General features: G+C 56.4%; 14 protein-coding genes. 12 read left to right on the top strand and 2 right to left on the bottom strand.

Annotated elements, in window-relative coordinates; all coding sequences use genetic code 11:
• The 3 genes from recO to map all read left to right on the top strand — a co-directional run bounded on the left by recO (position 1) and on the right by map (position 2,136).
• Positions 1-777 carry a DNA repair protein RecO gene (gene recO, locus AB4Y96_RS11125; RefSeq protein ID WP_441917332.1) on the top strand — a complete coding sequence of 259 codons (777 nt, stop codon included), beginning with the start codon at positions 1-3 and terminating at the stop codon, positions 775-777.
• On the top strand, positions 774-1,283 hold the full coding sequence (locus tag AB4Y96_RS11130; RefSeq protein WP_441917334.1) for a PaaI family thioesterase: 510 nt from the start codon (positions 774-776) through the stop codon (positions 1,281-1,283). The genes recO and AB4Y96_RS11130 overlap by 4 nt, the downstream gene beginning before the upstream one ends.
• A gap of 94 nt (positions 1,284-1,377) precedes the next feature.
• Positions 1,378-2,136, top strand: coding sequence for a type I methionyl aminopeptidase (gene map / locus AB4Y96_RS11135; protein ID WP_441917336.1), 759 nt, complete (start codon positions 1,378-1,380; stop codon positions 2,134-2,136).
• A 220-nt stretch (positions 2,137-2,356) separates the two neighbouring features.
• On the opposite strand, the gene AB4Y96_RS11140 is transcribed toward map, so the two are convergent.
• On the bottom strand, positions 2,357-3,169 hold the full coding sequence (locus tag AB4Y96_RS11140) for a class I SAM-dependent methyltransferase (protein WP_441917338.1): 813 nt from the start codon (positions 3,167-3,169) through the stop codon (positions 2,357-2,359).
• 308 nt (positions 3,170-3,477) lie between these two features.
• On the opposite strand from AB4Y96_RS11140, the gene AB4Y96_RS11145 reads away from it, so the two are divergent.
• From AB4Y96_RS11145 to AB4Y96_RS11160, 4 genes are all read left to right on the top strand, one after another.
• Complete coding sequence (locus AB4Y96_RS11145; RefSeq protein WP_441917339.1) at positions 3,478-4,881, top strand: PTS galactitol transporter subunit IIC; 1,404 nt, start codon at positions 3,478-3,480, stop codon at positions 4,879-4,881.
• Positions 4,882-4,905: 24 nt separating this feature from the next.
• Entirely contained in the window at positions 4,906-5,367 is a 462-nt protein-coding gene (locus tag AB4Y96_RS11150; RefSeq protein ID WP_441917341.1) for a PTS sugar transporter subunit IIA, read from the top strand.
• 24 nt (positions 5,368-5,391) lie between these two features.
• A complete protein-coding gene (locus AB4Y96_RS11155) occupies positions 5,392-5,679 on the top strand; it encodes a PTS sugar transporter subunit IIB (RefSeq protein WP_441917342.1) in 288 nt (95 codons plus the stop codon).
• A 148-nt stretch (positions 5,680-5,827) separates the two neighbouring features.
• A complete protein-coding gene (locus tag AB4Y96_RS11160; protein WP_441917344.1) occupies positions 5,828-7,006 on the top strand; it encodes a glycoside hydrolase family 5 protein in 1,179 nt (392 codons plus the stop codon).
• A 3-nt stretch (positions 7,007-7,009) separates the two neighbouring features.
• Here the strand turns inward: AB4Y96_RS11160 and AB4Y96_RS11165 are convergent, their stop codons facing one another.
• The gene (locus AB4Y96_RS11165; RefSeq protein WP_441917346.1) at positions 7,010-8,248 is read right to left on the bottom strand and encodes an MFS transporter; all 1,239 of its coding nucleotides are present in this window, start codon (positions 8,246-8,248) and stop codon (positions 7,010-7,012) included.
• Positions 8,249-8,391: 143 nt separating this feature from the next.
• On the opposite strand from AB4Y96_RS11165, the gene AB4Y96_RS11170 reads away from it, so the two are divergent.
• The 5 genes from AB4Y96_RS11170 (at position 8,392) to panC (ending at position 13,395) form a co-directional block, all read left to right on the top strand.
• Positions 8,392-8,613: a hypothetical protein gene (locus AB4Y96_RS11170; RefSeq protein WP_441917347.1), complete on the top strand. Its 222-nt coding sequence runs from the start codon at positions 8,392-8,394 to the stop codon at positions 8,611-8,613.
• Positions 8,614-8,897: 284 nt separating this feature from the next.
• Positions 8,898-9,971, top strand: a complete 1,074-nt coding sequence (nadA, locus tag AB4Y96_RS11175; RefSeq protein WP_441917349.1) for a quinolinate synthase NadA — start codon at positions 8,898-8,900, stop codon at positions 9,969-9,971.
• Between the two features lie 60 nt (positions 9,972-10,031).
• Positions 10,032-11,621, top strand: coding sequence for an L-aspartate oxidase (locus tag AB4Y96_RS11180; RefSeq protein ID WP_441917351.1), 1,590 nt, complete (start codon positions 10,032-10,034; stop codon positions 11,619-11,621).
• 41 nt (positions 11,622-11,662) lie between these two features.
• Positions 11,663-12,553, top strand: coding sequence for a carboxylating nicotinate-nucleotide diphosphorylase (nadC, locus tag AB4Y96_RS11185; RefSeq protein WP_441917353.1), 891 nt, complete (start codon positions 11,663-11,665; stop codon positions 12,551-12,553).
• Positions 12,550-13,395 carry a pantoate--beta-alanine ligase gene (gene panC, locus AB4Y96_RS11190; protein ID WP_441917355.1) on the top strand — a complete coding sequence of 282 codons (846 nt, stop codon included), beginning with the start codon at positions 12,550-12,552 and terminating at the stop codon, positions 13,393-13,395. Before nadC ends, panC begins: the two co-directional genes overlap by 4 nt.
• Positions 13,396-13,401 lie beyond the last annotated feature (6 nt).

Raw genomic sequence — 13,401 nt, forward strand, 5'->3', positions numbered from 1 at the left:
ATGGAATGGCGAGACGAGGGAATCATACTCGGGACGAGGCGGCACGGGGAAACCAGTGCGATCCTCGAACTGATGACGCGCGAGCATGGCCGCCATATGGGGTTGGTGCGCGGCGGACGTTCGCGCCGTATGCAACCGCTGCTGCAGGCGGGAAACCGTGTGGATGTGATCTGGCGTGCGCGTATCGACGAACATCTCGGCATGATGCAGATCGAACCCGTATCCTTTGCCGCCGCACGGTTGATTGAGCAGCCCGTCGGGCTTTACGCGCTGCAACTGGCTGCCGCTCATTTGAGACTTTTGCCGGAGCGCGATCCGCATCAGGGCCTGTTTGAAACACTCGCCATTATCCTTGAGCATTGCGACGACCCGCTGATCTCGGGGGAACTTCTCCTGCGCTTTGAGGTGATGATGCTGGAGGAGCTGGGCTTTGGCCTTGATCTGAAACGCTGCGCGTCGACGGGAAGCGCCGAAAACCTTGCCTATGTCTCGCCCAAGTCAGGCCGGGCCGTATCGCGCGATGCGGGCGCACCGTGGGCCGACAAGCTTCTGGTGATGCCGCCGTTTATGATCAGCTCAAAGGTGCGGGTCGCATCGCTGACGGAGCTTGTCGATGCGTTTCGCCTGACGAGTTTCTTCTTTACCCGGCACGTCTGGGAGCCAAGGGCGCTCAAAGCGCCGGAGTCGCGTGACGGGTTTCTGACCGCTGTTTCAAGATCGATATCAAAGGCGGCAGGGCAGGGTCCGGCGGCCGAGGAAAGGTCCGTGCTTCCATGAGTTCAGAGACTATCGCATTTCCCGGCGGCATTGGTACGCTGCCCCTTGCCGATCTGGCCAAACGCAGCGGCCTCGACATCCTGCAGGCCATGCTGCGAGGCGAATATCCCGCACCACCCATAGCCAAAACGCTGACCTTTAATCTGCATGAGGTGGAGCTGAACCGGGTCGTCTTCAAAGGCATTCCAGCGCGCGAACACCTCAATCCAATGGGCGGTATTCATGGTGGCTGGATTGCAACCTTGATGGATTCGGCGCTCGCCTGCTGTGTCATGACCACGCTGAAGCCGGGCGAGGCCTATACGACTGTCGAATTCAAGGTGAACCTCGTGCGCCCTGTCTCACCCGATACGGGTCCGGTGTTCTGCGAGGGCAAGCTCGTGCATCGCGGGCGGACGCTGGCAACATCGGAAGCTTTCCTGCGCGACGCAAATGGCAAGCTGCTGGCCCACGGCACCGAAACCTGCGCAATCTTCCCGCTTGAAAGTTTTATGCGCGGCGGTTGAATCAGCCGACGAGATACAATTCAGATTGTTGATTGTCCCGGTACAGTGACTTATTTGAGGCACGTTGTATGGGCCTATGAGAGCGAGTTCGAGAATGACAATTTCCAATGACGACGATCTGATCAAGCTGCAGGAAATTGGAAGAATTGTTGCCGATATCTTGGCGGCGATGGGTGCGGCACTGGAACCGGGAATGACCACAGCCGAGCTTGATGGGCTTGGACGGGAGCTTCTTGATGCAGCCGGGGCACGATCTGCGCCGGAACTCACCTATGGATTTCCGGGAGCCACATGTATCAGCGTCAACGAAGAAATTGCTCATGGTATTCCAGGCTCGCGCCGCATCGCTGCTGGCGATCTTGTGAACATTGACGTATCCGCTGAGAAGAATGGTTTTTTTGCCGACACCGGAGCGTCGTTTGCCGTGCCGCCTGTTTCGCGTGTTGTGGAACGCCTTTGCCGTGACGGCCGTCGTGCTATGTGGACCGGCTTGCGGCAGGTCGGTGCAAACAAGCCAATCGCAGGGATTGGCAATGCAATTGGTACATTTGCCCGCAAGAATGGCTATACACTCGTGCGCAATTTGGCTAGCCACGGTGTCGGCCATTCTCTGCACGAAGAGCCGACTGAAATTTCGACGTGGCCTGATCATTCCGAACGCCGGTTCATGAACGAGGGATTGGTATTTACCGTCGAACCATTTCTGTCATTGGGTGCAGAATTTGCAGAAGGTGGTGAAGACGCATGGACATTGTACAGCGAACCGCGCGCCTTGACTGTCCAGTATGAGCATACGGTGGTTGCAACCCGTAACGGACCTTTGGTTGTCACATTGCCGGTCGGGGCCCACTGACACCACCGCTGAAACGCCCTAACCGGTTAAAGTGGAACCTCTTCTGCGGACAGTCTTTTGTGCAAACCGGCCTTAACCTTTTCATAAGACCGCTGACGCAATACGTGGACGGCATCGCTATCCGGCGATGCGCGGGGAATGGGATCAGTACATTCACAATAGCGACCGAATTCTGACGCGCAGATAAAAGACGCTAAGTGCGAGAAGGGAAATCCCAACCTTAGGCCACAGCTACGATTACATGTGCCTGAATCTTGGCGGCAACCTCGCCGCTGCCATGTCTATCGGCAATCACGGACGCGACGTAGTCGGTTGCAGATTCCAATTTCCCGGCGTCTCTGGCCTGGATTTCGTTGCGAAGAACAGTTCCCTGACAATAGGCAATGGCGGGAAGGCGCGGCGAGGATGCACGGCTTTGTTCGGCTCTCGTGTCGATCACCACGCGGGAGAAACCTGAGTCCTCCAGCTCGCTACGGATCAATGCCGTATCGTGGTAGCCGTGCGGCGTGCGTGCCAGAAAGCGTGGCGGATCGTTCGGAAACATCTTTGCGAGAGCATTCGTCACATCGTCCGCAAATACGTTCTCCTCGATACGATCCCATACGTTGAACAAAAAATGTCCTCCTGGCTTCAAGACCCGCTTTGCTTCCCGGTAACCAGATGAGCGGTCAGGAAAGAACATCGCGCCGAACTGGCAACAAACGAGATCGAAGGTTGCGTTTTCAAACGGTAGCGCCAGAGCATCCGCTTGGCGCCATTTGATCCGGCTGTCGCGAGGTTGTCGCGATGCGGCGTAGTCGATCATCGGCTGGTTGAGGTCGGTTGCGACATAGCTTGCGCCCGGTGATAGTCTTGGCGCTAATGCGCGTGTGACAACCCCGCTGCCCGCAGCGATTTCCAAAACGGCACTTGGCGACAGGGACGCCGCTCTTTGTGCAATATCCGCCGCATACGGCTCGAAAATCAACGGCACCATGTAGCGGTCGTAATTTTCCGGAATTGAACCGGCGAACACCTTGTCAGTTTCCAACATTGCCTATTGCCGGGCCCCGTTCGATCGCTCGCAAGACTAGCACATAATTGGCTGCATGGGGATCATTCGCGAGCGATCCGATATAACAGACTCGCATCAATCCGCCTTTGGTCGCGCGTGTGCGGGTCCGCGCCCTAACCCGCCCATGAAACGGCAATTTGCACAAAATTGCTGCGCACAAGTGTGAATTCCCGTCAAATAATATGAAAACCCGCTGGTTTTTCCCGCATATCCTGTCAAACATTGGCGCGACGCAGACATAAGCGTTGGGGGAATGCGCGGTCCAATGTGGCTGCTGGGAGGTTGGAATGGATGGTTTTCTGGCGGGCCTGAAGGCTGCCGTCGATACAATGGGACCAACGGTCCTGTTGCCGATTGTGATTTTTATCATTGCTGTGGTGCTCGGTGCCAAGGTGGGGCGCGCGTTCCGTGCGGCTGTTACCATCGGCGTGGCATTTATCGGTATCAATCTTGTGCTCGGTCTGATGCTCACATCGATTGGCGATGTGGCCAAGGCGATTGTGACCAATACCGGCATTCAGCGCGACATTGTTGATGTGGGCTGGCCATCAGCTGCCGCCATCGCTTTTGGTTCCTCGGTGGGCCTGTGGGTCATCCCCATCGGCATCGCTGTCAACATCGTGCTGCTTCTGACGCGCCTGACGCGTACGCTTAATGTCGATGTGTGGAATTTCTGGCACTTTGCCTTCATCGGTTCGCTCGCCGTCGCGGCCACAGACAGTCTTGTTTACGGCCTGATTGTTGCGGCGCTGATGGTGGCGTTGTGTCTGCTGTTTGCCGATTGGTCGGCCAAGGCGGTACAGCAATTCTACGGCATCCCCGGCATTTCCGTGCCGCATCTGGCGTCGGCGCAAATCCTGCCGATTGCCATTGTGCTGAACTGGATCATCGACCGCATTCCCGGCATCAACAAGATCGAAATCAACACCGAGACCTTTGAAAAGCGTTTCGGTGTGTTTGGCGAGCCGGTGATTCTTGGCTTGATCATCGGTCTCGTGCTGGGTGTCATCGCCTATTACAACGCCGGGGATTTCGGTGTGGTTCTGAGCAAGGTCCTGCAAACAGGCATGACACTGGCGGCGGTGATGCTGCTGCTGCCGCGCATGGTCAAGATTTTGATGGAGGGACTGCTGCCGGTTTCCGATGCGGCACAGGCTTTCGTCAAGAAACGGACAGGCGACCGCGAGTTGCTGGTGGGTCTCGATTCGGCAATCCTGATTGGCCATCCCGCCGCGATTTCCTCATCGCTGATCCTCGTGCCCATCGCGATCATCCTGTCGATCATCCTGCCGGGTAATCGCGTCATTCTTTTTGCTGATCTAGCGGTTATTCCTTTCATCGTTGCCATGACAGCGCCCTTGTTGAAGGGAAATGTCTTCCGCATGGTCATTGTCGGCACGTTTACGCTGGCTGTCGGCTTCTACGTTGCCAATGCGCTGGCGCCGCTGTTTACCAGCGCTGCCCAATCATCCGGCTTCAAGATGCCTGCCAATGCGGTGCAGATTACCAGTGTGGTTGATGGGTTCCTGTGGGTTTCCTACGCGGTGATTGCTGCAATCCGCAGCCTTGGCGCGGCAGGTCTCGGGCTTATCGCTATCATTATTGCCGGTGCATTCTGGGCTTATCATCGAAATACCGCCGCGTGGGAACGGGCGGCGGGTGCCGATGAAAACGCAGACAAGACAGCCTGAAATACGCATACTGGAGTGAATTGAATGGCGAAAGCCTTGATGAACTATCTCGATCCGGGGGCAATTATCCTTGGGGTCGAGGCCGGAAATGATCGGGAGATTATCCGGATACTTTCCGATCGTTTGCACAGTCTGGGCTATGTCAAACCAAGCTTTGCCGAGGCGGTGCTTGCCCGTGAGGCGGAACTGCCGACAGGCCTGCCGCTGGGTTCAGACAACAATGTGGCCATTCCGCATACGGACCCCGAACATGTGCTGAAACCCGGCCTCGCCATGGCGACATTGTGCAAGCCGGTGGCTTTTTCCAACATGGAAGATCCGGATGAAAAGCTGCAGGTCAGTGTGGTTTTTCTCATGGCGCTCAGTGATAAGGATCAGCAGATCGAAATGCTGCAGGAGATCGCCATGACCATACAGTCTGCCGATACGATCACCGCCTTGATGCAATCCAACACGGTAGAGGATGTAGCCCGGCTGCTGGCTTAGGCTATTCGGGATGAAGAGGGACCAATGACCAAACAAAAGACTGTACTTTTCGCCTGTGGGACCGGTATCGCCACATCAACCGTCGTCGCCCATGCGGTGGCAGATGCATTGAAGGAACGCGGCATCAGTTTCAACGCGCGGCAATGCAAGGTGGCCGAGGTGGCCCGGCAGATCGATGATGTTGATCTTGTTGTCTCTACGGCGCAATTGCCGAAGGACCTTGGCAAACCGGTTATCACGACGCTCGCGTTTTTGACCGGTATCGGCAAGGCCGAGGCGCTCGACAAGATCGAGGCTGTTTTACGCGGTTGATATTTCTATCGCCGGAACTGAAATTTCCGCCGCTTGCTTCGTCAGGCGGCGGTTTCTGTTGATAGCCATAGATACGCGCCAAACGGAACCCATTCTCGCCGCAGTGCTCCAGCAATTGGTCTGAACATACTGATCCGAAAGAGTTCCCATGCGTATTGCGACGACCCTGTTTCTGTCTTTGACCATGACCTGTGCTGCCAATGCGGCCGATCTCATCAGTTTCTGGGATAAGCCGCAGCATGGCGGCAACAGTTTCAACCGGCTGCCACCTGATCGGGCCTATTTTGATGCGCTGAAAGATTATGGCGCAAGCTGGGTGCGGCTGTCCTACGACAAGTGGAAACCGGCCAAGCGCGATTTTCTGATTGGCGATGCCGATCATTATGATGGCATTCCGGCCTCCGATCTCGCCACGCTCAAAGCCACGCTGGATCGGGCTGACAAGGCGGGTCTCAAAGTGGTCATCACGCCGCTGTCGCTTCCGGCCATGCGCTGGGCCCAGAACAACAATGGCAAGTTTGATGACCGGCTTTGGCAGGACAAGGCAAAGTGGCAGGAGGCCGCGCAGTTCTGGCACGACCTTGCCGCTGCGCTGAAGGATCACCCCGGTATTGCCGCCTATAATCTGATCAACGAGCCCGCACCGGAAAAGATGGGCGGCGTTGCCGAACATGCCTCAGCCGCGGATATGCAAGCCTGGTATGCCAAGCAAAAGGGCGGCTCCCGCGATCTGATTGCCTTCTACAACATGGTGATTGCCGAGATCAGGAAGGTCGATCCGGTAACGCCCATCATGGCCGATGCCGGATGGTATGCGGCAGCCGATGCGTTCAGCTATTGGCCAAAACCGCTTGACGACCAGAAGGTCATCTACAGCTTTCACATGTATGAACCCTATGAAGCGACCAGTGCTCCCAATATCAAGCGCAAGAAGCCCTATGCCTATCCCGGCGAAGTTCCCTATGCGGGATCGAAGGTTATGTGGAATGCGCAGAAAGTGACCGAATATCTTGCCAAGCCTGTGGATTGGGCGAAAGCTCATGGCGTGCCGCTGAACCGTATGGTGGCGGGTGAATATGGCTGTATGCGCCAGCTTCCCGGCTGCAAGCCCTATCTGGAGGACGTGCTGACTGCGCTTGACAGCAACAAGCTGCATTGGGCTTTTTACAGTTTTCGCGAGGATAGCTGGGACGGCATGGACTACGAGCTTGGTTCGGAAAAAGTCAATTGGAAGTACTGGGACGCTATCGACGCCAATGAGCCTGATCCGGTGAAGCGCAAGGCAACGCCGGAATTCGAGCCCATCCGCAAGCGTCTCCAGCCCTGAAGACTATTCGGCCGGTTGCAGGGCAGGGCGATCCGCCTGCCGCTCTTCAATCGGCCAATGCACGACAGCGGCTAAAATGCCAAGCACAACGCTCAGCCACCAGACGGGGTTGTAGCTGCCCAAATGGTCGTAGAGATAACCGCCAAGCCAGACGCCGAGGAATGAACCGACCTGATGCGAGAAGAACACGATGCCGCCAAGCATGGCGAGGTAGCGCGTGCCGAACATGATCGCAACAAGGGCATTTGTCGGCGGTACCGTTGAAAGCCACATCAGTCCCATGACAATTGCGAAAACGACCACCGACGCGCCAGTTTGTGGCAGCAGCAGGAATGCTGCAACCAGCACCGAACGGCCAATGTAGAGATAAGCAAGAAATTTTGGCTTGGAATAACGCTGGCTGATGACACCGGAGGCCAGCGATCCGATCACATTGAAAAAGCCGATAAGCGCCAGCGCCAGCACCGCATATTTGGCATCAATACCGATATCATTGAGATAAGCCGGGAAATGCGCGGTGATGAAGGCAAGCTGAAAGCCGCAAACGAAAAAGCCCGTTGTCAGCAACACATAGCTTCTGTGTCCCAGTGCCTCGCGCAAGGCTTCACCCATGGACTGTTTATATTGCGCTTCACTGATCCGGCCACTGGAGGAGTTGCCCCGGAGTGGAATGGCGAGAAGCGGCACGATTGCCATGGCTATACCGAGATAAACCAGTGCATCCGACCAGCCATAATGCTCGATCAATTCAAGGCTGACAGGCGAAAACACGAACATTCCGGCAGAACCCGCTGCTGTGCCGATGCCGAAAACGAAAGTGCGTTTTTCTGCCGAGACATTGCGCGCAAACGCGGACAGGATTGTTCCGAACGACCCGGAGGCAATACCAAGACCGACAAGCAGGCCGCCCCCGATATAGAGCATTCCGGGCGTGGTCGACCATGCCATCAGCACAAGACCAGATGCATAGAGAATCGCCGACATCAGCAAAACGCGCCATGTGCCGTATTTGTCAGCGATGGCGCCAAAGAATGGCTGGCCGATACCCCAGAAGAGGTTTTGCAAGGCAATAGCCATGCTGAAGGTGGTGCGGTCCCAGCCCTTGTCCTGCAGAAGCGGCAACTGGAAAAGGCCCATGGCTGAACGCGGGCCAAAGGTCATGACGGCAATGAGCGAACCGGCGATGATGATCAGCCAGGGAATACCAGATGGCTTCTCGGTGCTCGATTGAATCGCGGCCATGATCTCTCCCCCTTATATGCGCAAGAGGATTACCCTATTTAAGGTCGCAATCAATTGAATAGATGTGAACTGGCACTTCAGCGTATTTGATGAATAGTGCGCTTTCCGCAAGCCTGCCAATGCAGAAATGAAGGATTTACCTTATGCGATTTCTATTACCACTTCTGGCTTTGAGCACTGTCACCTTAGCCGGATGTGCCAATTCGGGCCGTGTCAGTCCTTTGGTTTTTTGCGACAGGCCGTCAGATTTTGATGCGAAAGTTTTTGACAATTGCTCACCGCGTCTGGGCGGCGACAGCCCGGCCAAACGTGACAGGCAAGCCCGCGATTATTATCGCCACCGGGGCGGTTACAACGGCGCATAACCGTGTGAAATCAATCAAGGAAATAGTCCTGAGCCAGAAAGTGTGATCAAGCTTCGAGCTTTATGTGACAGGAAAAATTGCGCGCCGGAATGTTTTCGGCGCGGCCACCGCCAAGGCAATCTTTAGCCGATTGTTGAAAATATGCCTCTTGAAGCCATCGGAATATTGGCCTATGTATTGCCCGACGGCCTTGCCGTTTTTCTTTTGATCAGAAATATGCTCATATTGAGTATAAATGATCGGCAGCAGGCAACCGGAGGAGGTTGCCTTAGGAGGAAATGACGATGACCAGCATTGCTCGCAACCCGAACGGCCGTATCTCAGGCCCATCCGCAGCGGAACGTTTTGGCGTTCTCAAAATGCCTGATCTGTCTTTCACCCCTGATGTGGCTGAAGAAACCGAACACCTCTATCAGCGTGTTGCCCATCATATTCCCCGGATCGAATGGCCCGTTTATGCGCCCTATGTGGCTGCGATCAACCGGGTGAAGAAGCAGCGCAATGCCGTCATTCTTGCGCATAATTACCAGACGCCGGAGATATTCCACTGTGTGGCCGATATTGTTGGCGACTCGCTGCAATTGGCCCGCGAAGCAACGCGCGTCGACGCCGAGATTATCGTCCAGTGTGGTGTGCACTTCATGGCGGAAACGTCAAAGCTGCTCAATCCGCAGAAAACCGTGCTCATTCCAGATATGCGGGCAGGTTGCTCGCTGGCTGAATCCATTACAGGTGCTGATGTGCGCCTGCTGCGGGAAACCTATCCCGGCGTGCCGATTGTCACCTATGTCAACACGTCAGCGGAAGTGAAGGCGGAAAGCGATATCTGCTGCACATCGGCCAATGCGGTTCAGGTGGTCGAGAGCTTTGGCGTCGACCGTGTCCTGTGCATTCCCGATGAGTTCCTGGCCCAGAACGTTGCGGCGCAGACCGACGTCAAAATCCTGACCTGGAAGGGCCATTGCGAAGTTCATGAGCGTTTCACCGCCGATGAGCTTCTCGCCTACCGGGCGGCTGATCCTGATATTCAGATCATTGCGCATCCGGAATGCCCGCCAGAGGTCGTTGCCATTGCCGATTATACCGGCTCGACCAGCGGCATGATCAACTATGTGAAAGACCGGCGTCCGGCAAAGGTACTTCTCGTCACCGAATGCTCGATGGCGTCGAACATCGAGTCCGAAGTGCCTGATGTGAAGTTCATCAAGCCGTGCAACCTGTGCCCGCACATGAAGCGCATCACGTTGCCGAACATCCTTGAGAGCCTGCTCTATATGCGCGAGGAGATTCACGTTGATCCGCTGGTTGGAGAACGCGCCCGCCTTGCCGTGGAGCGCATGGTGAACCTGAAGAATTAGAGCAAATTTTATCTGGCCTTCAACCCAACTGCCCGGCTGGGCAACAGGGGGTAATATCCGATGAGTGCACTATTTTCCGATGCTTCGACGCAGGTTGAACCTGTCATCATAATCGGCGGCGGCTTGGCCGGCCTCTTCTGCGCGCTGAAACTGGCGCCGCGTCCCGTCACTATTCTGGCTGCAGCACCGATAGGCCGGGGGGCTTCATCCGCCTGGGCACAGGCAGGCATTGCCGCTGCTGTCTCCGAAGGTGATACGATCGAAAAACACGTTGCCGATACGGTTGCGGCGGGTGATGGCATTGTTGACGAGAACATTGCCCGGTTGATGGCAACGGAAGCCGCAGCCCGCGTGCATGATCTGCTCGGTTATGGCGTGCCGTTTGATCGTGATCTGCAGGGGAAGCTTCAGGTATCGCGCGAAGCTGCCCATTCCGAAAGCCGAATTGTCCGCGTGCGCGGTGATATGGCGGGTCGTGCCATCATGCAGGCGCTGGTGCACACCGTCGAAAACACTCCGTCTATCCGCGTGATGGAAGGCTATGTGGTTGAAGACATCACCACGGAAAAGGGCGCTGTGACGGGTGTGATTGCCCGTGCCGATGCGGGACGGGGCGAGAAAGTGCAGCTTGCTTCCCACTCTGTGGTTATTGCTACCGGCGGTATCGGCCATCTCTATGCGGTCACCACCAATCCATCCGAGGCGCGCGGCGAGGGCATTGGCATGGCGGCCCGCGCTGGAGCCATGATGGCGGATATGGAATTCGTGCAGTTTCATCCGACGGCACTCGATGTACACAAGGACCCGGCGCCACTGGCAACCGAAGCCCTGCGCGGCCATGGCGCAACGCTGATCAACCGCGACGGTGAGCGCTTCATGCTGAAAATCGACCCCGAAGGTGAGCTTGCGCCGCGCGATGTGGTGGCGCGCGGTATCTATGCCGAGGTGATGGCAGGGCGAGGCGCCTGGCTCGATTGCACAACGGCTGTTGGTGCGACTTTCCCCGATGAATTCCCGACTGTTTATCGCTATTGCCGCGATGCAGGAATTGACCCGGTCACGCAGCCTATTCCCGTCGTTCCCGCAGCACATTACTTCATGGGTGGTATTCTGACCGACGCAGAAGGGCGCACCTCGATTGATGGCCTGTGGGCTTGCGGTGAATGCACATCAACCGGTGCCCATGGTGCAAACCGGCTTGCATCCAATTCGCTGCTGGAAGCGGTGGTGTTCTCCGCCCGTATCGCCGCCAGAATCGGCAAGGATGGCGCGAAACCAGTCGATAATTGGGCTGCTGGTTCCGTCGACCGGGATGATCTGCAATCGGAAGGTGACACTCCGGCCATGGCGGCGCTGCGCAAGACCATGAGTGCCAGTTTCGGTGTTATCCGCAATCGCGAGGACATGGTTGCCGGATTGAAAGCCATTCTGACATTGGAAAAGAACAATCGCGACCCGGCCTTCCGCAATGTGCTTGCCACCGCCAAGCTGGTGGCCGTCAGTGCGTTGCGGCGTGAGGAAAGCCGTGGCGGCCATTTCCGCACCGATTTCCCGAAAAAGCGTGGGGAATGGCAGCATCGCACGTTCCTGAACCTCGATGACGCGCGGGCCTATGTCGGCGATATGATGGAACTTAGCCTTACGGCGTAGCCGGAAAACGAAATAATGAGCATTGTCGGAAGGAAGATGACATGAACGTTTCCCCGCAAACCACTGTCGCGCAGAAGGCTTTTCCGCCTTCATTGCCGGGCTTGCTCGTTGATGATGCCGTGCGTGGCGCTTTGCTTGAAGATTTCGGCCGGGCAGGTGATCTGACCACCAATGCCACGCTGCCGGAAGAGGCGACGGCAAGAGCGGTTCTGTCCAGCCGCGAGGCCGGTACGATCTGCGGAATGGAATTTGCCCGCAAGGCGTTCACATTGGTCAATTCCGAGGTGGTGTTTACCCCTCTGGTCAAGGATGGCGCTCGGGTCAAACCGGGAGACAGGATTGCCATCATCGAAGGCAATGCTCGCGCCATCCTGTCCGCGGAACGGGTGGCGCTCAACTTCCTGATGCATTTGAGCGGTATTTCCACCTATACGGCGCGGTTCGCCGATCTGATCGCCCATACCAATGCCAGGGTCTGCGATACACGCAAGACCATCCCTGGTATGCGCGGCTTCGCCAAATATGCGGTCAAATGCGGCGGTGGTATCAACCACCGGTTCGGTCTCGATGATGCGATCCTGATCAAGGACAATCATATCGCTGTTGCGGGCGGCGTAGCCAAGGCCATTCTGGCGGCGCGCGCCTATGCGGGAATTCTCGTCAAGATCGAGGTTGAAGTGGATGGTCTTGTGCAATTTGATGAGGCACTGTCTGTCAATGCCGATGTGATTCTGCTTGATAATATGGGGCCGGAACTGCTTGAAAAGGCTGTAAAAATCAATGCCGGACGTGCGAAGCTTGAAGCCTCTGGCAATATTTCACTTGATACGATCAAGGCCATTGCTGAAACCGGCGTCGATTACATCTCTACCTCGAAAATCACCATGGCAGCGCCAACGCTGGATATCGGACTGGATATAGAACTGAAATGAAAGTCATCGCCACCATCGCCGAACTGCGAACTGCCCTGAAAGCCGAACGGCTGAAGGGCAAGAGTATCGGTCTTGTGCCGACCATGGGTTATCTGCACATCGGGCATATGACGCTGGTGCGCCATTCGCGCGCCGCTTGCGACGTGACTGCCGTATCGATCTTTGTCAATCCGACGCAGTTCGGGCCCAATGAGGACCTGTCGAGCTACCCCAGAGACATGGCGGGAGACCTCGCCAAGCTGAAGGCTGAGGGTGTCGATTACGTGTTTACGCCAGAGGTGGCAGAAGTTTACCGGGCTGGTGCCAATATGATTGTCGAAAACCCGGTTCTCTCACGCATTCTGATCGGCAAGATACGGCCCGGGCACTTTCGTGGTGTCAGTACGGTGGTTACGAAGCTGTTCAATATCGTGCAGCCTGATCATGCGTTCTTCGGCGAGAAGGACTATCAGCAATTGACGATCATCCGCCGTATGGTTGCTGATCTCGACATGCCGATTGTGATTACCGGGGTGGCAACCGTGCGCGAGGAAGACGGCGTCGCCTGCTCGTCGCGCAATGCCATGCTGACGAAGGAAGATCGCAGGGCAGCGGTGATCCTGCCGCGATCGCTGGAACTTGCCGATGAGATGGTTGTAAGGGGCCAGCGCTCCGTTGCAGCCATTCGCAATGCCGTTCGCTCGCTGCTGGAGAGCGAGAAGCGGGGCGAGGTCGAAGCTGTTGATATTCGCGATGCCCAGACGCTTGATCCAGTATCAGGTAAATTCAGACAGCCCGTGGTCATTCTGCTCACGGTACGCTTTGGCAAGGTGCGGCTGATCGATCAGCGCGTTATCGGATAGAAGTGC

Source organism: Phyllobacterium sp. TAF24 (assembly GCF_052113785.1).
Classification (GTDB): domain Bacteria; phylum Pseudomonadota; class Alphaproteobacteria; order Rhizobiales; family Rhizobiaceae; genus Phyllobacterium.

Bases quoted from the DNA above. Each gene is read 5' to 3' on its own strand.
- recO (WP_441917332.1), top strand. From the start codon at position 1: ATGGAATGGCGAGACGAGGGAATCATACTCGGGACGAGGCGGCACGGG.
- AB4Y96_RS11130 (WP_441917334.1), top strand. From the start codon at position 774: ATGAGTTCAGAGACTATCGCATTTCCCGGCGGCATTGGTACGCTGCCC.
- map (WP_441917336.1), top strand. From the start codon at position 1,378: ATGACAATTTCCAATGACGACGATCTGATCAAGCTGCAGGAAATTGGA.
- AB4Y96_RS11140 (WP_441917338.1), bottom strand. From the start codon at position 3,169: ATGTTGGAAACTGACAAGGTGTTCGCCGGTTCAATTCCGGAAAATTAC.
- AB4Y96_RS11145 (WP_441917339.1), top strand. From the start codon at position 3,478: ATGGATGGTTTTCTGGCGGGCCTGAAGGCTGCCGTCGATACAATGGGA.
- AB4Y96_RS11150 (WP_441917341.1), top strand. From the start codon at position 4,906: ATGGCGAAAGCCTTGATGAACTATCTCGATCCGGGGGCAATTATCCTT.
- AB4Y96_RS11155 (WP_441917342.1), top strand. From the start codon at position 5,392: ATGACCAAACAAAAGACTGTACTTTTCGCCTGTGGGACCGGTATCGCC.
- AB4Y96_RS11160 (WP_441917344.1), top strand. From the start codon at position 5,828: ATGCGTATTGCGACGACCCTGTTTCTGTCTTTGACCATGACCTGTGCT.
- AB4Y96_RS11165 (WP_441917346.1), bottom strand. From the start codon at position 8,248: ATGGCCGCGATTCAATCGAGCACCGAGAAGCCATCTGGTATTCCCTGG.
- AB4Y96_RS11170 (WP_441917347.1), top strand. From the start codon at position 8,392: ATGCGATTTCTATTACCACTTCTGGCTTTGAGCACTGTCACCTTAGCC.
- nadA (WP_441917349.1), top strand. From the start codon at position 8,898: ATGACCAGCATTGCTCGCAACCCGAACGGCCGTATCTCAGGCCCATCC.
- AB4Y96_RS11180 (WP_441917351.1), top strand. From the start codon at position 10,032: ATGAGTGCACTATTTTCCGATGCTTCGACGCAGGTTGAACCTGTCATC.
- nadC (WP_441917353.1), top strand. From the start codon at position 11,663: ATGAACGTTTCCCCGCAAACCACTGTCGCGCAGAAGGCTTTTCCGCCT.
- panC (WP_441917355.1), top strand. From the start codon at position 12,550: ATGAAAGTCATCGCCACCATCGCCGAACTGCGAACTGCCCTGAAAGCC.